The sequence below is a fragment of the Serratia sp. JSRIV004 genome, from assembly GCF_019968705.1.
GTDB classification, from domain to species: Bacteria; Pseudomonadota; Gammaproteobacteria; order Enterobacterales; family Enterobacteriaceae; genus Chania; species Chania fonticola_B.
The window spans coordinates 1,352,870-1,371,309 of record NZ_CP074140.1 but is presented as its reverse complement, the minus strand read 5'-3'; the positions used below and the strand labels follow the sequence as shown (position 1 = coordinate 1,371,309).

The 18,440-nt window shown below is 55.3% G+C and carries 11 protein-coding genes; 4 read left to right on the top strand and 7 right to left on the bottom strand.

Features of this window, described 5'->3' with window-relative positions:
• The first annotated feature begins 35 nt into the window (after positions 1-35).
• Genes KGP21_RS06360 through KGP21_RS06350 form a run of 3 tightly spaced genes read left to right on the top strand, consistent with a single transcriptional unit; the run spans position 36 to position 4,298 of the window.
• Positions 36-2,594, top strand: a complete 2,559-nt coding sequence (locus KGP21_RS06360; protein WP_223537550.1) for a fimbria/pilus outer membrane usher protein — start codon at positions 36-38, stop codon at positions 2,592-2,594.
• 29 nt (positions 2,595-2,623) lie between these two features.
• Positions 2,624-3,742 carry a fimbrial protein gene (locus tag KGP21_RS06355; protein ID WP_223537548.1) on the top strand — a complete coding sequence of 373 codons (1,119 nt, stop codon included), beginning with the start codon at positions 2,624-2,626 and terminating at the stop codon, positions 3,740-3,742.
• Positions 3,743-3,755: 13 nt separating this feature from the next.
• Positions 3,756-4,298, top strand: a complete 543-nt coding sequence (locus KGP21_RS06350) for a fimbrial protein (protein WP_223537546.1) — start codon at positions 3,756-3,758, stop codon at positions 4,296-4,298.
• Positions 4,299-4,359: 61 nt separating this feature from the next.
• On the opposite strand, the gene speD is transcribed toward KGP21_RS06350, so the two are convergent.
• The 7 genes from speD to fepB all read right to left on the bottom strand — a co-directional run bounded on the left by speD (position 4,360) and on the right by fepB (position 13,886).
• Complete coding sequence (speD, locus tag KGP21_RS06345) at positions 4,360-5,133, bottom strand: adenosylmethionine decarboxylase (RefSeq protein ID WP_223537545.1); 774 nt, start codon at positions 5,131-5,133, stop codon at positions 4,360-4,362.
• Between the two features lie 36 nt (positions 5,134-5,169).
• Entirely contained in the window at positions 5,170-6,309 is a 1,140-nt protein-coding gene (locus KGP21_RS06340) for a YncE family protein (RefSeq protein WP_223537542.1), read from the bottom strand.
• Positions 6,306-8,531 carry a condensation domain-containing protein gene (locus tag KGP21_RS06335; protein ID WP_223537539.1) on the bottom strand — a complete coding sequence of 742 codons (2,226 nt, stop codon included), beginning with the start codon at positions 8,529-8,531 and terminating at the stop codon, positions 6,306-6,308. The genes KGP21_RS06340 and KGP21_RS06335 overlap by 4 nt, the downstream gene beginning before the upstream one ends.
• Positions 8,532-8,583: 52 nt before the next feature.
• Positions 8,584-10,605 carry a TonB-dependent receptor gene (locus KGP21_RS06330; protein WP_371824857.1) on the bottom strand — a complete coding sequence of 674 codons (2,022 nt, stop codon included), beginning with the start codon at positions 10,603-10,605 and terminating at the stop codon, positions 8,584-8,586.
• 332 nt (positions 10,606-10,937) lie between these two features.
• Positions 10,938-11,924: an iron chelate uptake ABC transporter family permease subunit gene (locus KGP21_RS06325; protein ID WP_223537533.1), complete on the bottom strand. Its 987-nt coding sequence runs from the start codon at positions 11,922-11,924 to the stop codon at positions 10,938-10,940.
• Entirely contained in the window at positions 11,921-12,916 is a 996-nt protein-coding gene (locus tag KGP21_RS06320; protein ID WP_209523807.1) for an iron ABC transporter permease, read from the bottom strand. Before KGP21_RS06320 ends, KGP21_RS06325 begins: the two co-directional genes overlap by 4 nt.
• Before the next feature lies 1 nt (position 12,917).
• Positions 12,918-13,886 (bottom strand): Fe2+-enterobactin ABC transporter substrate-binding protein, encoded by a 969-nt coding sequence (gene fepB / locus KGP21_RS06315; protein ID WP_223537530.1) that lies wholly within the window; start codon positions 13,884-13,886, stop codon positions 12,918-12,920.
• Positions 13,887-14,074: 188 nt separating this feature from the next.
• On the opposite strand from fepB, the gene KGP21_RS06310 reads away from it, so the two are divergent.
• A complete protein-coding gene (locus tag KGP21_RS06310; RefSeq protein WP_223537527.1) occupies positions 14,075-18,430 on the top strand; it encodes an amino acid adenylation domain-containing protein in 4,356 nt (1,451 codons plus the stop codon).
• Positions 18,431-18,440 lie beyond the last annotated feature (10 nt).

Sequence of the window (18,440 nt, the reverse complement as noted above, 5' to 3'; positions counted from 1 at the left end):
AGAAGTATTGGCTTATCTGAGTCATCAAGGATGCTATGACTAGGTGTAAACCGACAATAAAAACCGTGCTGAAGTGGTTTCTTTCATGTGCCATGGTTTCAGCCACTTCCAGCTATGCGGCAGACACGCCGGAAGAAGTGACATTCGACCCCAGTTTTTTCCCTGGCGGTAAGGTCGGAACATTCGATCCGGCCCAATTCAGCCGCAGTAACGTCGTTGTTCCTGGTATCTACACCGTGGCGATCGAGCTTAATGGCCAGCGGATCGGCAATGAAAAAATCCAGTTTAAGGCCCAGCCGGGCAATAACCTGCAAACCCTTCCCTGCTATCCGGGCAGTTTCTTCTCGTTGCTCAATTTGAGCGCAGAGAAACTGTTGGCTCAGATCCCTGCCGTGCAATTGGCGCCATTAGTGCAAGAGGGCTATTGCGGTTCACTCAGTGAACTCCTGCCCGGGGCCACCGTTAGCTTTGATATCGGCGAGCAAAAGCTGACGCTGACGATACCGCAGTTGCTACTCAACAGGACTCCGCGTGGCTATGTCAATCCCGAGCTTTGGGAGGATGGCCTAACCGCCTTGATAGTGAACTACAACGCCAACGTTTATCAGTCAAGACAGCGGGAAAACAGCAACACCTACGGCTATCTCGGGCTGCGTAACGGTCTGAACGTCGGCCCTTGGCGCGTGCGAAATAACGGCAGCGTCAATTGGTCATCGGGAAAGAGTGGCGGGGATTACAAAAGCACATCTTCCTATATCAGCCGCGATGTTACCGCGCTGCAATCTCAATTGATCCTGGGTGACGCCTTTACCAGTGGCGAACTGTTTGACGGCGTACGTTTCCGCGGGGTCAGACTTTATTCTGATGACCGCATGCTACCTGACGCTCTACGTGGCTACGCCCCCGTAGTACGTGGCATAGCCAATACCAACGCCAGAGTGATCATTACTCAGAATGGTTACACGCTCTATACCACTACGGTATCTCCAGGGCCTTTCGAGATCAACGATCTCTACCCCACCAGCTATGGTGGGGAATTGACCGTACAAGTAGAAGAGGCCAATGGCCAAGTGAGATCCTTCACGGTTCCCTATGCTTCAGTGACTCAAATGTTGCGGCCAGGGATAAGCCGCTACGAAGTGGCTGCAGGTAAAGTGAATAGTGATGGGTTGGCAAACAAGCCTGAATTTGGCAGCCTGACCTACCAGTTGGGCCTGAGTAATTTCATTACCGGCTACACCGGCGCCACCGCCAGCAAAGGGTACCTCTCGGCCTTATTGGGTGGCGCTATGAACACGTTTATCGGCGCACTCTCATTCGATGTCACCCAGGCGAAAACCCGGTTGCCCGGCCAGCACCCGCGTTCAGGGCAAAGCTATCGTATCGGCTTCAGCCAGATGTATCCAGAAACACAAACCAGCTTCTCAGTGGCCGCTTATCGTTACTCAACCGACGGTTTCCTGAGCTTGAATGACGCTGTGCAGCTGCGCGATCTGGCCCTGCGTAATGGAAATGTCGATGCCTATGGACGTCAACGCAGCCTGTTTACGCTTTCGGTCAACCAGCAACTGGGAGAAGGCTGGGGAAGCCTGTATGCCACTGGCAATCATACCTCTTACTGGAACCAGAGTCGTTCGCAACAGAGCCTACAGTTAGGCTATAGCAATTTCTGGCACAATCTCAGCTATACCCTCTCGGTCAACCGAACGCTAAGCGGGCAACTCACAGGAAATACAGAAGAGAGAACGCCGGATCGGCGGGAAACCCAATACGCGTTGACGCTCTCGTTACCGCTAGGCTCGAACCTCCATGCGCCAACGCTCAATGCTACCGGCACTACCGACGATAAGGGGAACACTGGCCTGATTGGCCTGTCGGGCAATATGGGTGAACAGAATCAGTTTAACTATGTCGTCAGCACCAGCCGGAATACCGAAGGCAATAGCAACTTTTTCAACGGTGGCATTGGCTACCGCTCATCCCTTGCCCATATGGGCGCAAACTATAGCTATGGGCAGGGAAACCGGCAGGTTTCAGCAAGCATGGATGGCGCCCTGGTGGCCCACCGTGGCGGTATCACTTTAGGGCAATCACTTGGCGAAACAAGCGGTCTGGTGCGGGCGCCTGGTGCTGAAGGCGCTCTCGTTACCAGCGCTCCGGGCGTTCAGATCGACCGTTTTGGCTATGCCATCGTCCCTTACCTGCGGCCCTATTATCTCAATCAGGTCGATATCGATCCCAAGGGCAGTGCACAGGACGTAGAGTTGCTGTCTACCCGCAATACCACGGCCCCCCGCGCCGGTGCCGTGGTCCTGCTTGATTATGAAACCAAACGCGGCAAGGTGACCTACATCAGAGCCAAGCGACCGGACGGTAGCCCACTGCCCTTCGCTGCCAACGTCTATGATGCGCAGAACAACGCCGTGGGGGTTGTCGGCCAGGCCAGCCTGGTGGTGGCTCGCGATCTCGACCTGAAAGGCGTGTTGCAAGTGAGATGGGGGGATAGTCAGGCAGAGCATTGCAGCATCCACTATTCGCTGCAGCCAAGCACCGCTGAAGACAGCAGACAGTTGATCCAAGGAGTCTGCCAATGACAAACGGCCCACACGAATTGAGAAACAACATGAAAAGAATATTCGCCTCAGCAATAGCGATATCACTGATGCTCTGCGGCGGCCTGTATGCGCAGAATGCGCTCGCAGCAAGTGCGGGTTGTGATTGGGATAGTTCCTCTGCTGTCAAAGCTCCCCTTGATACCCGGTTGACCATCGGCGGCTATGTTACCGTGGGGGAGGATCTTCCCATCGGCAGTGTCATCTATTCTCAACGTATCCAGACCAATGGCAGCGGTGCCAGTCTGCTGTGCCGCGCAGGGGTTTATGACCTGGTTAACACCGTCATCAGTGCCCCCCATGGCCAATCCAGTTACCGTGACGCGACGTTTCCCACCGTGTTCAATACCAATATTTCTGGCGTCGGGGTAGCCCTGTGGCAAGGTACCCCCGATGGTAACGGCGGCTCCCATCTACAGCTCCCAGGTAGGCTTTCTGCCTTCTTTTCACCCAGCAGCGACAGCGTTTTCAACTTTACCGGTCAGGACGATGCCGCAGTCAGTTTTAATATTGCAATGATTAAAATCGCCGCCAACACCGGCAGCGGGACTATTAGCAGTAGCGATCTCCCCAGGTTCAAAACCTCATTCGACGGCAATGGTGAGAGCTTTATCTATCAACAAGCGAGGATAGTGGGCAACCTGACGGCAATCCCGGCAACCTGCAACGTTGGCAACAATTATTACCTGCCGCTCGGGGAGCACTATCCTGATGAGTTCAACGGTATCGGCAGCACGGCAGGCAGCGCCGAGACTCAGATTGTGCTATCGGGTTGCCCCGCTTTCTATGGTTCAACCTCTTACGGCGTGTTCAAGCCCAATGTTATCAGCCTCAAGCTGACGCCGCGCAACGGATTTATTGATGCCGAACGCGGGATCTCGAAACTGAACACCACCGCCGGTGACGCAGCCTCAGGGGTAGGTGTCCAACTGAGCTTGAGGCAGGAAAATGGCAACTACCAATGGGCCAAATTCAACCAGAGCATCAATCTGGCAAATTACATTACCTTCCTTGAGGACCGCGGCAGCGATTACAGCCTGGGCGTCAAGGCGACTTATGTTCAAACCTCAACCCCCATCCGGGCGGGCAGGGCTGATGCCCAAATAGAGTTTATGATCACTTACCAATAACCGGGAGTGGAGAATGAAGATAACGAATACGCAGAGAATACTGTCTCTGCTGGTGCTGATTTGCTGCGGCAACAGCGTTGAAGCCGCCTCTACTGGCATACTGAACGTTACTGGCTCCATCAAGCTCGCGACCTGTTATTTTGACAGCGTCGAGGGGCAAGAACACAAGGACTACGACTGGATGATGCCGCAGGTCTCGGCGGGGAGCCTACGCGCAACCGGTATGACTCATGGCCGTTCGCTAGGCAGTATCCATATCGGCGGGGTACATTGTACCAATGGCTACACGCCCTATATTACGCTGGGAAATGGGCCGACGGTCAGTTCGGATACCGGCAATCTGGTCAATACGCTGAACGGCGAGGCCGAAAACGTCGAAATCAGGCTGCTGATGAATGACAAGCCGCTGGATTTACGCACTGCCCCACGCGTTGGCTGTGCCGTTATTACCGATAACCGCAGCCAATGTGATATCGGCTATGAGTATTATGCAACCGGGCGCGTAACCCCCGGAAAAGTGAAGAGTGCGGTACTGTTTAATATCAGCTATGACTGATTTCTTCAGTGCACCAAGCAAATTGATGCCTGCGCTTGTCCGTTAGCAGGCATCCCCCCGTCTACGGCATATTTCGTCCAGAGTAAATCTCCTGCATCTCTTTACACAACAGCTTGCTGATTTCCAGTTGTCGGGCCTCGCTGAGGGTGTGCAACCTGGTACTGAACAGGTAATCATGCAAATCGAACGCTTTTAGCAACATCTTGGTATGGAAGATATTTTCCTGATAAACGTTCACATCCACCAGCTGGTATAGCGACTTTATCTCTGGCGAAATGAAGTTTTGGATCGAAGTGATCTCATGATCGATGTAATGTTTCACCCCATACACATCCCGGGTAAAACCTCTGACCCGGTAATCGATCGTCACAATATCTGACTCCAACTGCTGGATCAGGTAGTTGAGGGCTTTCAGCGGCGAAATCACCCCACAGGTCGAGACGTCGATATCGGCACGAAAGGTGCAAACCCCACACCCAGGGTGACTTTCCGGGTAGGTATGAACACAGATATGGCTTTTGTCCAAATGCGCCACGACGGACTCTGGCTGGGGAGGCTTGACGCCATTTGGCTTGACCGGCTCCTCACTGGCGAGAATAGTCACGCTGGCACCTTGCGGCTCATAGTCCTGGCGGGCAACGCTCAGCACGTTGGCCCCAATCAGCGAACAGGTTTCCACCAGGATCTCGGTCAGACGGCTGGCATTATATTGCTCGTCTATATAAGCGATATAGCCGTCGCGCTCGGCTACCGTCTCGGCGTAACAAATATCGTAGATACAAAAACTCAGACTCTTGGTCAGATTATTGAATCCATGCAGCTTGAGCCTTGGCAATTGACTTCACCTCCCTTATCCCTTCACCTGCGGCCACTACCACAATGGCATACGGGCAACACATTCCGGCAGCCCGGCCTTAATCATGGTTTCATCATTTTTGACGGTGATAAACAGGCACTGCTTATCCTCACCAAACGCCAGGCTGTTGGGATGCGGAGCCATAGGTATGGTCTGCAGCAGGCAATAGCGGGCTGTATCAAATACCGTTAGCGTGCCTTCGCCAATATCCACGCGAATTCCTTTGCGATTGGCGACGTACAGCCTTTGCCGCTCGCTATCCCATGCCAGGCCGATAGGCACTTCATCCGTTGCCATACATGCGATAACGTCGCCATTGTCGGCGTTCAGAACGAAGACCTGATGACCCGCGCTACGGGCAACATATTCACGTTCCAGATGATTGTTACGCCAATCGCTGCGGTCAATGCCCTGATCGACACCGAAGATCCGGTTTTGCTGTGGGTCATAGACCATATTAAGCAGTTGATCGACTTCGATCTCCCATTGGGAAACAACCGCCAAGCTGTCTGGGTCCACCACAAACAGCTGGCCTTGCATGTTAGAAACGAAGACGCGGCGCCCCATTTCATCCAGCGTGATGCCCACCACGTTATAGCCGAAACCGTGAATAATCTTCTCCAGCTGACGCTTGCGGGTATCCACCACAAACAGCACGCTATCGATACCCAGCCCCAGCCCTGGCAGGAACAAGCGCTCACTACGTGGATCGAAAACCAGCTCCCGCAGCTTCCATGGGAAGCCTTCACTTACGCCAAAGCGCGCCAATTCCCGTAATAAAAAAGCCTGACGCTCGCCGACAATCCCCTCCCGTTGATACAGCTGATGGAAAGCAATCTCCTGCATCAACGCAATGGTGGCGATCGGCCGATTGGTGGCAATATCCACTACGGCGACGGTGCCGTTAAACCCCTGTGAGAGGTAAAGATGCCCGCGGCGATCGTCCAGCGCCACGCCAAACCCTTTGACCTGTAACGGGATCTCCTTCTCAACGGCCAGGGTTTGCGGATTTATCCGCAGTACACGGGATTGCCGCTCATCCTCCCAATCGGGAGAGCTGACAAACAAAGCCTGCTGTGAGGCGCTATAAACCAGCTCTACCAGGGTTTTGGCCGGATAGATGCGCTGAATATCGTCCAACGGTTCCTGCTTCATAATCCCCCCCTGTTATGGCGTAGCGCATCAAGCCGTAGCGCCGGTTGACCGACGGAATCGGCCATAGCGGCAAACACCTGACGTGTCGTTTGGACGATCTGCTGGACCTGATCGCATGAATAGCGGTCAGAGCGGTAGCTCAACATGACGCGCACAGAAGGCTCGCCGTCGATTTGCTCTTCCATCACCTCAAACTGCAACCCCAGCACCGATTCTGATTTCTCAGGATCGATCTGGCGAAAGCGGATCTGCTGGCCCGCGCCCAAGCTAAACGCTCCGTTAAGCTTATTTTTGGCATGAAGCTGAATGAAAACCTCAAACATATGGCTGCCGTGCGGTGCCCGATCGCCAAACAGCCCTTCTTCGACCAGATCGATCGGGATGTCGCTGAAAGGCAGTGAATCATTTATCTGCCGCTTTACGTCATCGATCAGCGCGTTCAGCGTGATGCCGTCGGCAAAACCGATCCGATGGGCGACGACGGTGGTGAAGTAACCGATGGTATCGAAAAATTGCGCGTCGTTACGGCCAGATGCCGAGGTGCCAATGACCAGATCTTTCGCACCACCCAGCAGATGGAGCGCCGCAGCAATTCCGCTGTATACCACGTTAAACAGTGAGGCGCCCTGCTGTTTCGCCAGGCGGTAAAGCCCGGTGGAGACAGCGTGCTCCAACTTGAACTCAACCCAGTTGCCGGAGTGAGAAGCCGCATCGGCCTGTTGCGCTTCGCTGGCGAAAATCGACGCCCCAGACGGCGCATGGTGCAAACGTTCCAGCCAGAACTGCAGATGTCGCTCGTTGACCCCGGCCTGTTGCTGTTGGATTGCGAACGCGTGGAACGGTGCCGGTGTCTGCGGCCACTCCGGTGCCGATCCGGCGGAACGGCTTGCCATCGCCAGGGCCAATTCATCCATCAGGATATTCACCGACCATTCGTCCAACACAATATGGTGGAACAAGAGCGAAACCACCTGTTGACCATTTTCCTCATCCCGCAGGAAAGTGATTCGTACCGGTAACTCATCGTCGAGCTCAAAGTGGTGGCTGGCTGCGCGCTGTAGCGCCTGATCCAGCGGCACATCCTGAGACTGCGAATGCCAGAACCATTCGTACTGAGAGAGCATCTCCGGCGGAACGATCTGCTGAAAAACCTCGCCGGAAATGTCGACAAACAGGGTGCGCAAAGCCGGATGACGCAGCAAAATATCCTGGAAGGCCTGGAAGAAAAGCCCTTCATCAATCGGGTCGAGAAAGCGCAGCGCAAAGGGAATATTGAAAGCCTCGCCGCAGCCTAACGCCTGATAGATTTTCCACAATGACCGTTGTGCCAGCGATAACGGAGCCTGCGGGCTTAGCGAGGCCAAATTCTCCGCTTGCCTACCCGGTGAAGCGGCCACGTTATTAGCGATATAGGCATAGCGAGCCAGTTGAGCCGCGCTGGGGTAGCTGAAGAGATCGTTGATATTGATCTCAAGATGCTGCTGGCTCTTCAAGCGTCCAATAATTCGCGTGGCAATCAGCGAGTGCCCGCCGAAATCGAAGAAATCATCATCTTCCCCCATCGTGGGCACGGCGAGCGCCTCGCGGAAGGCTTGCAGGATATGTTGCCGTATTGCCGCATCAGATCCCTGCGTGACAGAGGAGGCCACAGCCCCCGGAAATACCGTCACCGAGGTCTGCCGAGCGCCACAATCTGGCAGCGGCAATTGCTCCATAATGAATGGCTCAGATGAGGGCGAGGCAACTTGTTGCTGGTACAGTGCACTGACCTTTTGCGGTATATCCTGCCAATCTAGTGATGCTGACAGAATCTGATGCACCACCATCCCCAGAATGCCGCCCCTGTCGCCGGAAAACAGCATAAAGCGCAGCGGCGGAGCCTGCTCCAGGTCAAAAGGTATCGCTTTGGCGCTTAACAGGGCGTCAATAGCTTCCTGGGGATGGCGGATCGTTTGGATGGTCACCGCAGGCGGTGAACACGGATTGTTGCTGCGCATCAGCCCGTTCTCACCATAAACGTAACGGACGTTGATACCTGGCAACTGCCGTTGGGTTTCTTCCAGCACCCTGACCAAGCGACCATAATCCACAGCCCCGGTTAACTGCCAGGCCCACACCTGTTGGCCTTCCCCATGTAGCTGTTGCTGGTGTTCGAACCAGGCCTGCTGCTCAAACTCGCTGGCGGCTTCTTCACCGCTGAACTCGCTAAAACTAGTGTTCACATTTTCCTCCCAGACAAAAAACTGCTGCACCTTTGATTGGCGATAGATGGCCTTAGAAATCCAGTTGGACGACGGCACCAACCAGGCGTGGCCGCTGAATAACCGCGGTAGAAACGTCGTTATTCATCACCATGACGCGTTTATCAGAATCAAACAGGTTTTGTGCAAACACGCTGACGCGCCCCTGCTTGAAGGTGTAAGCCAACTGCATATTGGCAATCACTCTGGAAGGGATTTTCCCGCGTGGATCGTTGTCGTACTGGGAATAATAGGTATCGGAAAGCGTCACATTACCGCTTAACTCCAACCCCGGCATAAGATTATATTTCGCCCCCAAATTGGCGGTAACTGCTGGCGCGCGCGGTAATTCATGACCATCGATTCTGCTGTCGGAGAATTTCTTGATTTTGGTTTTTAATAACCCTACTGAGCTATTCAGCTCAAAATTCCCCGTCGGTTTCCAGATAGCCCCAAGTTCAGCGCCATAGGTTTCGACCTTATCTGCATTGCGGATCATCATTGAGTTCATAGTGGAATCCAGATAATACGGCAGTTGCATGTCTTTATAGTCGTTATAAAACAGGTTGGTGATCACCTCGAGATTAAGATCTTCAATGCCATGGCGGCTATACAGCTCATAGTTCCAGACATATTCAGGATCGTAGGTATAGTTGATCAAGGGGGCGGAAAACGTCATCCCAGCGCCACCGCCGTTATAGCCGCGAGCCACCTTGGCACCAAAGGTTTGCCGCGATGAAGGCTTCCACGCAACATCCAGCTTGGGCAGGAACACATCCCAGGTTTCATCAAAATCGACCTTACGCGCCTTGCCACCCTTACGTTGACGGTGCTCTCTTTCCACCCGGCTGGCAGCGGTAATATCGATGTGTGGCAACACGGCCCAGGTCACTTCGCCAAAGGCGGCGTAGGTATCCGTTTTATCCTTGAATGGGCTACCGCCAGGGAAAAGATTCACAAACTCATCCTGCGTCGCATGAAAGTAACGCGCACCAACCAGGCCACGCCAACGATCGTTTGGTGTGCCGAAAAGCACCAGCGGCTCCATTTGGAACTCTTTACCTTCAATGTCGGCCCACGGCAGCGCTTCTGCGGTACGGCGATGGTTACTGAAATCGGTATAAATAAACTTGTTCTGGACGCTTAACTGCTCCGACGGCTCCCAGGCAATATCCCAAATGCCACTGGTGGATTGGGTCTCAACGACTGGGCGACGCCGGTCAAAACGGGAACTGGCGTGGTTGGCCGGGCTTAGCGCTTCATTTTGCGGAGCCTGACTTTCATAGTGATTTATCGACAGTTTAGTGGTGAGATCGCGTAGCCCGGCAGGGTTAAACAACAGCTTCCCACGGATGTTGGTCACTTCGATTTCGCGCGGGTTACCCACCGGCTCGTAGGAAATCAGATCGACAAAACTCTCCCGCCGCTGGCGATCGGCACTCAGGCGAAACGCCAATTGGTCCTCAACAATCGGCCCCGATAACATGGCAGAGGCCTGGGTAGAATCCTGATTTCCGCCCCCGGCCCTGACCGCCGAAGTCCAGTCAAACGTCGGATCCTTGCTGCTCATCACCACCGCACCGGCAATCGCATTACGCCCCTGAATGTAGTTTTGCGGCCCCCGGTATACTTCGACCCGTTGCATATCCCACAGGGATTGCGGCCCGACGGCCAGTTCGTTATAGGTTAAGGAACGCCCATCGAGCGAGAGGTTCATGCGTGGCCGTGTACCGCTGAGGAAGGCATTGGCACCATTGGCTGGTCCTGAACCATCAATACCGCGAATAGTTGGAATATCGTTACCAATGCCCGTATCCAGGACGTTGGCCGTCATTTTTAGTAAATCGGATACCTGCGTTGCACCGGGCAGTGAATCGATCCGTGCATCGTCAAACACCTCAATACTGGATCCGGTATCGTAAATAGTGCGTCTTACCTTTTCCCCGGTAACAATAATGGTATCAGGCTCATTATTCTCATTGCGTATTGGGGCATCATCGGCAGCAATGGTATCCGCTGCGGCGAAAACACATAACCCCAGAATAACGGAGGGCATGTGATATTTTTCAGAAATACGGTGGGGCCCATTACGTAATGAAATCGGGCGCTTTTTATCACCCTTTAGTTCGCTCATTGATATCTCCTTTGCCAAATGCACACTGAATTATTAGTTTTTCAACTGAGCGACAAAGAACACACTGCTTAATAACTGGTCTTTACGACCTTATGATTAGTTTTCCACTTAATAACTGCGTGTAATATCACGCCTCCCAAAGCTTGAAATAATGGCATCATTACAGCAAGCAAGCCAACTAATACAAACGATAATCATTTACAATATTGAATGCAAATCAATTTGATCATATTTGCGACAATCCTCCCTTAACCTTAGCGACAGCCGCCACGCAGTAACAGAGCCAGCAAGTATCCGCCACCTATCATCCCTGTCATTAACCCTACCGGCATCATCAGCCCTGATGGCTGTATCTGGGCGACAATATCGGCCCCCAACAACAGACAGCCGCCCACCAGACCTGCACTGACCAGCGGCAGGTTCGGACTGCGTGTCAGGCGTATTGCCAGTTGTGGTGCCATAAGCGCGATAAAGGCAATCGGCCCCGCCGCGCTGGTTGCCACTGCAGCCAAAATCACGCCGCAGAACGTCATAATCTTGCGGGTGAGTTCGACACGGACACCCAGTTGCTGGGCTACCTCATCCCCCATTGTCATGATGTTCTGCTCCCTGGCGCACATCAGCACCACCGGCAATAACAACGCGATGCTGACGGCCACTGGGATAACGTGCAGCCAGTTGCGCCCCTGTGTGGTTCCCGCCAGCCATAAAGTGGCCATCACGGCGTTATCAATATCACCTTTAACCAGCAGTAAACCATTGAGGGCACTGAGTACCGCACCGACACCAATGCCCATCAATATCAGGCGGTATCCCTTCACCACGCCGTGATGATGGGCCAACCAATAGACCAGCAGCGACGTCGCCAACCCCCCCGCCATGGCCGAAAGCACGATCGCCACGGTGTTGCCGTTGAGCAGGACAATCTGCACAATCGCACCGGTTGCCGCACCGGTGGTGAAGCCAATGACGTCTGGCGATCCAAGCGCATTGCGCGATACGGACTGAAAAATCGCCCCGGAGATGCCCAAGGCACTCCCGACTAAAACCGCCGTCAACACGCGTGGCAGGCGGATCGCCCTGACAATTTGCTGCGCCATGGGATCCCCTTCCCCCACAATGGCTTGCAGCACGCTCGATACCGGCAACGTAAAGCGCCCCACCGTCAGAGCAAAAGCGGCAGCAACCAGCAGCAAAGAGGCCAAAACCAGGCATACCAGCACCGTCCTGTTAACGCTCATACCCGCCCCCCCTGCCAACGTTTCACCAGCAACACAAAACAGGGGCCACCGATCAACGCCACCATGACGCCAACGCTGACTTCACCGGGATAGCCAACGATACGCCCCAGAATATCGGCCAACAACACCAGCATGGCGGAAAACAGCATGGCCCAGGGCAATAGCGCGCGATGCTGCAATCCGGCAACGGCACGGGCAAAATGCGGTGCGGTCAGGCCAACAAAAACGATTGGCCCAGCCGCCGCCGTGGCTGCACCGGCCAGTATCACGATAATCAGAGCGGACATCACCACCAGCCAGCGCGGATTAACGCCGAGCGCCAGGCCGGCATCCGAGCCGAGTGCCGCAATATCCAGCATTTTGCTGCTGGCCAGCGCCAGCAACAGCCCCACGCCCACCAGCATGGCAACCGGGAGCAGTACGTCGAACCCTCTTCCCTGTAACGATCCAATCACCCAGTGCCGGAAGCGATCGAAAGCTTCTGGTTCACTGTTGATGATAACGAGTTGAGTCAGGCTGAGCAGCACAATGGTCAATGCAGCCCCGGCCAGCACAATCCTTACCGGGTTATTGCCATCGATGCCACCAACCAGCAACACCGCAATGCTGACTATCGCCGCACCGGCCACGCCAAACCACATAGTGCTAAAGACATCCGCCACATTAAACACCGCGATCGACAGGACGATCGCCAACGTGGCACCGGCATTCACACCGAGCAGGCCGGGATCCGCCAGAGGATTACGGGTGAGCGTCTGCATGATGACGCCAGCCGCGCCAAGAGCCGCTCCAACCACCACGGCCAATAAGGTGCGCGGCAGCCGTAGATAACAGACCAGTAAATGCTCGCTATTGTGTGGATCAAACTGCGTGAGCGCCTGCCAAATCACCGCTGGAGGAATGGGGCGAGCGCCGAAATAGAGGCTGAAGCCACCGAGAGCCAGCAGTAAAAACAGGCCAGGGATCAGGCCAGCCAGTCGCCAGACACGCATTTCACCGCTCCTGCGTTGGGCTACCGGCAAAATGGCGGACAATGTCTGCCACCATCTCACTGGCACTGTAGTAATCCACCCGGAACGCATGCGCGCCAAGGCTGTAAACCCGGTGTTGTTGTACCGAAGGTAAGCGCTGAAGCAGCGGGTCATGCAGAAACTCGTTAATCCTGACGTCGCCTGCGCTCAACAGAAACGTGGTGCCCGCCGTTAACTGCGTCAGATTCTCATATTCAGCCCAGATAAAGTCACCGGAGCGGGTGAGATTGCTTTGCCAGGCCGGGTTTGGCGCTTCGATAGAAAACCCTAATGACTCGAGTAAACGGGCATGCACGCTGGCCGGTGTCGCCACGGGATTGACCGTTCCCGGGCCGTTAAAATTGATAATATTGGCTTGTCCGTCAGGCAGGTGGATTTGCTGACGGGCGTTGGTCAGCAGCGCGTCAAAACCGCCGATCCGCTGTTCAACCTGAGCCTCAAGCCCCAGTGCGGCTCCCAGCTCACGGGCAAGAGCTTGCCAGGTCTGATTGCCATAATTCACGATAATGACCGGCGCAATGGCCCGTAGCTCAGCCAAATAGGCGCGCGATGAGTCTGCGCCATTGATTGAGACGACGATCAAATCGGGGGCCATGGCATAGGCCAGTTCAAGATCGATACTGCCCGCGGGCCAGACTTTAGCGATGTGGCGCTGCTCGGCCACCTTGTCCCATTGCCCAAAGAACTGGCCGTTCACCGCCGTCGCGCTGGCGACAACCGGAGCATCGATCGCCAGTAGCGTTCCGGTGACGCTGACGGAGGTAGAGAGAATGCGGCCAGGAGGGGCCGGGATCTGAGTGACGGAGCCATCCGCGTTGTGAAACGCCCTGGGCCAACCTTGGGCCAAACCATGTCCGCTGCCCATCAGCAAGGCAAGTAATAATAAAAACCCCAACACGGGATGACGACGTTTACCCGGTAACAACCTCATCTTCTGCTTGCTCCCTACGCATAACCCCGAGGTGCCATCTCAGTGGCCACGGAGTGAACTTATGTGCCTCGCATAACCTTACCCTGCTCAATGTATCGCCAACAACATAAAAAAGAATAATTTTCATTCGCATTAAGCTCTGTTATATAGTTAGGCGGCTTCCGTTGGCCAATCAGGAACGATATGCGATGAAATCATTGACTCCAATGCAGGCAGCTTCATGGGTAGGCAGGCACTCAGCGCAGGCATTAGGCGGCGTTGCCGCGCATTTGTACGCAGAATTCGATGGCACCATCACCGATATCCCCCGCTTTCGGCAGGCTGTGGACGCGCTATATCGCGCGCACCCAATGCTGCGTCTTCATGTCACCGCAGAGGGGCTACAGCATGTAGTTGCCAGTCATCCACCACTGGATATCGATGATTTTTGTCATTACCCACCAGCCGAGGTACAACGATTACTGGCTGGCAAGCGGCGGCGCATGGAGAACCAGCAGTTGCTGCGCGATCAAGGCTACCCTTGCGAAATCAGCCTTACGATATTGCCAGGGCAGGCCAGCCGGCTGCATATCGATCTGGATATGATCGCCGCGGACGCCCTCTCCTTTCGTATCGTGGTGGAAGATCTCGCCCGCTTCTACCAACAACCACCGCCGCAGTGCACCCCAGTGATGGAGGTCGCCTGGTTTCGCTATCTGGCGCAGCGTACCCACGATCCGCTGCTGCTTAGCGCCAGAGAGCGAGATCGCGCCTGGTGGCGGCAACGTTTAGCGGATATTTCCCCTGCTCCCGCCATTCCCTATACGGACAGGCAGTGTCAAACCCGCAGAATGGCAATCCAGCTTAATCCCCAAATCAGCCATGCCTTGCAGCGCTGCGCACGTCACCACCATCTGACGTTAAGCTCGCTTTTCCTTGCTTTGTTCAGCCTGACGATGATGGAAGGTTTCAGGCAGCCCGCGTTGCGCATCAACGTACCGACCTTTTTCCGCACTCCCGAGATTGCGGGTGTTAACGAGATCGTTGGTGATTTTTCCGATCTGTTGTTGTTCAGCGCCGAGCTGCGCCCCAATGAAACGCTGCTGCATTATTGCCAACGCACCATGACGCAGCTGCACGAAATCCTTGGCCACGGCGGCTATTCAGGGGTGAGCGTGATGCGCGACCTTTCGCGCCTGCGGGGCCAGCTGCAGTACTCCCCCATCGTCTTTACCGCCGGGTTCGGTATCTCCGGTGGCGTGCTGTTCTCTGAGCGGGTCGGCGGGCAATTGGGTGAACTGGCATGGGTCATCTCTCAGGGGCCGCAGGTCGCGTTGGACGCACAGGTAGCCTGGATTGGCGATGAAATTCTGATCAACTGGGATGTGCGTGAAGATGCGTTCCCCCCCGGCCAACTGCATCAGCTCTTTACGCGTTTTCACACGCTCGCCGAACGCCTGGCAGCGGCACCGCAACACATTGATGACAGCGTTTCCGGCTGGTTGGCACCGCCAGCGGCAGTACGGCAAAAGGAGAAGCGAATGGGGAAACCATTAACGTCGCTCCAGCAGGCTTATCTGCTGGGAAGCGGCGAGCAATGGCCGCTCGGTGGCGTTGCCATGCACGATTTCAGGACCTTTAGGGGGGTCATCGATCCTGCGCACTTCCGCCGTCGGCTGGCAGAGTTGGTTAATCACTTCGCCGCGTTACGCACCTGGATCGACGAGGAAACACAGCAGCAGCACATTCTGCCTGAGCTGGAACCTCACCTGGAAGAGATCGACCTGCGCGATGCCAGTGAAGCAGACGCGGCTAAAAAAGTGCAACAGCTGCGGCAGCATTACCAACAGAGCCGCCACGATCCGTCGTCACCTCCTTGGCGGATCATTCTGATTACCTTGCCTGGCGCCACCGAGTACCAGATTTTCACCAGCTTTGATGCGCTGATCCTCGACGGCCAAGGGATCTCGCATATCGTCGCCCGGCTATTTGATGAACAGCCGCTTGCCGCACTTGAACATGACGCAACACCGAACGAAGTAGATGAAAAAGAACGGGAACGGGCAAAAGCCTGGTGGCAAGACAAGCTGGCGCAGGTCGTTACCCCTTCCCGGCTTCCCTGGCAGCAACCTTTGGGCGAGATCGTGCATCCCCGCTGGCGGCGTGAACAACAAATTCTGGATGCCAGCCACCTGAAGCAGCTCACCCGCCTTGGCACATCTCGGGGACTGTTTGCCAACACCACTCTGTCGGCTATCGTGCTCGACACGTTGGCGCTCTGGTCGGAAGATGAAGCGCTCACGGTAGGCATCCCCGTTGCCTTCGCGGCCAAAGAGGGGCAACCCACCAATCGTTCGACATTTATTGCCATTCACTACGTCCGACATTGTCGGCCGTTAGGCGAGAATGCCCAACGTCTGCAGGAAGACATTCTTGGCGGATTGCAAAACCTTGCCTGGTCAGGTGTGGATCTGGCTCGCCAGTTGTCACCGCGAACCGCGCGTGCCCCCGCGCTGCCGGTGATCCTGACCAACTGCCTGGGCTGGGAAACGCTACCGGCCAACGCGCCAATCCGTGCCGAAAGCGGTCTGACCCAAACGCCGCAGGTCGCGTTGGATATTCGCCTAATGTACGATGAGCAGCGCAATTTACTGATGATTGCCGACTATGTTGAGCAGGCTCTCGCGCCCGAACAGGTCAGCGCTATATTGAGCGCAATCTACCAGCGCATGCAGCATATAGTCTCTCAGGGCTCGCTGGATATCCCCGTCCGCGAAACGATGAATTACCCACATTACCGGACTAACACTCCCGCCAGCGACGCCGTGAGCAACGATTTTCTAGGCCACATCGCAAAAAATCTGTTTTCCGGCTCTCGTGATGGGGTGGCCGTTATCTGCGGCGAACAACAATTGCGCTGGCAGGCGCTGGGTGAGCTCGTCGCCAGCATGGCCAACGGACTGCTCGAGCGCCAGTTGGAGCCGGGGAGCGTGGTGGCCATTTATCTTCCACGCAACCTGGAGCATATCGCTATCTCACTAGCCTGCTCCCTGTTAGGGATTATCCGGGTGCCGATAGATATTAATTCTCCTACGGCACGGACGGCGTATTTACTGGAAAATTGCCAACCCAAGCTGGTGATATGCGATGAAGACGCCGTAATCCCAGGCTCGGTCACGCCTGATGCGCTCAAATCCATCAACGTCAGCCCACCTCGTTTTGACGCTCGAAGCGACAGCTCCCACCCCGCCTATTATCTATATACCTCCGGCACCACGGGTAAACCGAAATGCGTCGTGCTGAATAATCGGGCAACGGCCAACGTGATTGGGCAAACCCTCGCTCACTGGCAGATCACCGAGCGAGATGTCTTTATCTCGGTGACGCCGCTGCACCACGACATGTCGGTGTTTGACGTGTTTGCCTCACTCAGCGTGGGCGCAACGCTGGTGCTGCCAGCCAGGCATGAGGAAAAAGACGCCATCAGTTGGGGCCGCCTGGTGGCACAACACCGGATCACGCTGTGGTGCTCTGTGCCAGCGATCCTGGAAATGTTGCTGGACTGCGCAACGCCAGAACAGCTCTCCTCCCTGCGGCTAGTGGCCCAGGGCGGCGATTACATTAAGCCCGCCACCATCCGGTTATTGCGTTCAAGGCATCCTCAACTGCGGTTGATATCACTCGGCGGCCCGACGGAAACGACTATCTGGAGCATCTGGCACGAGATCACCACTAGCGACACGGCGCAAATTCCCTATGGTAAGCCGCTGGCGGGCACTCAGTATTTTATCTGTCATGACAGCGGTGAACATTGCCCTAGCGGCGTTGCTGGGCGCATCCACACTGCCGGGGCCAATCTGGCCTGTGGCTATCTGGAACATGGGGCGTTGGTGCAGCACGACTTTGTTGACGTGATGACTCCAGATGGCCTTAGCGAGCGAACGTTCCGTACCGGAGACATTGGCTATTACCGGCCTGACGGCGTCATCATGTTTGCCAACCGCATTAATGGCTACGTTAAAATTCGCGGCGTACGGGTTTCACTGCCGGAAATCGAGGAGGCGTTGCGCCAGCATCCAGCCATCGAGGATATTGTGGTGCTCGACTACGCGGTGGACGATACGCCAGAAAAGTCGCTGGGTGCGGTCTATCTGTCCGCTCATCAAGTCCCGCCGAGCACGTCGGAGCTGCGTATCTTCGCGCAGCGCTATTTGCCCTGTACTCACATTCCTGGCCGCTTCATAGTGCAAACCCGCTTTCCCCTCTCGGCAAATGGCAAAATCGATCGCCATGCGCTGCGTACCGAGCTGGAGCAATCTCATTCGGCAACGCTCGCCGCCCCGGTGACACCTCAACAAACGGTGCTGGCAATCTACTGCGCCGTAATGGGTCAGCCGCTGCGGCCTGAATGGCATCCGCAGACCCCGTTTCTTGCCATGGGTCTGAAACTCAGCCATATGCCAACGCTGAGGGAGAGGATCAGCGTGGAACTCGGCGTTTCACTGCCAGCAGCGGCCTTGATTAAGTGCAAAAACGCCGAAGAGGTTTGCTCTCTGCTGCAATAAAAAGCCAATC

Coding starts and splice junctions, on each gene's coding strand:
- KGP21_RS06310 (WP_223537527.1), top strand. CDS start 14,075: ATGAAATCATTGACTCCAATGCAGGCAGCTTCATGGGTAGGCAGGCAC.
- KGP21_RS06340 (WP_223537542.1), bottom strand. CDS start 6,309: ATGAAGCAGGAACCGTTGGACGATATTCAGCGCATCTATCCGGCCAAA.
- KGP21_RS06360 (WP_223537550.1), top strand. CDS start 36: ATGACTAGGTGTAAACCGACAATAAAAACCGTGCTGAAGTGGTTTCTT.
- KGP21_RS06320 (WP_209523807.1), bottom strand. CDS start 12,916: ATGCGTGTCTGGCGACTGGCTGGCCTGATCCCTGGCCTGTTTTTACTG.
- KGP21_RS06330 (WP_371824857.1), bottom strand. CDS start 10,605: ATGCCCTCCGTTATTCTGGGGTTATGTGTTTTCGCCGCAGCGGATACC.
- KGP21_RS06325 (WP_223537533.1), bottom strand. CDS start 11,924: ATGAGCGTTAACAGGACGGTGCTGGTATGCCTGGTTTTGGCCTCTTTG.
- KGP21_RS06355 (WP_223537548.1), top strand. CDS start 2,624: ATGAAAAGAATATTCGCCTCAGCAATAGCGATATCACTGATGCTCTGC.
- KGP21_RS06350 (WP_223537546.1), top strand. CDS start 3,756: ATGAAGATAACGAATACGCAGAGAATACTGTCTCTGCTGGTGCTGATT.
- fepB (WP_223537530.1), bottom strand. CDS start 13,886: ATGAGGTTGTTACCGGGTAAACGTCGTCATCCCGTGTTGGGGTTTTTA.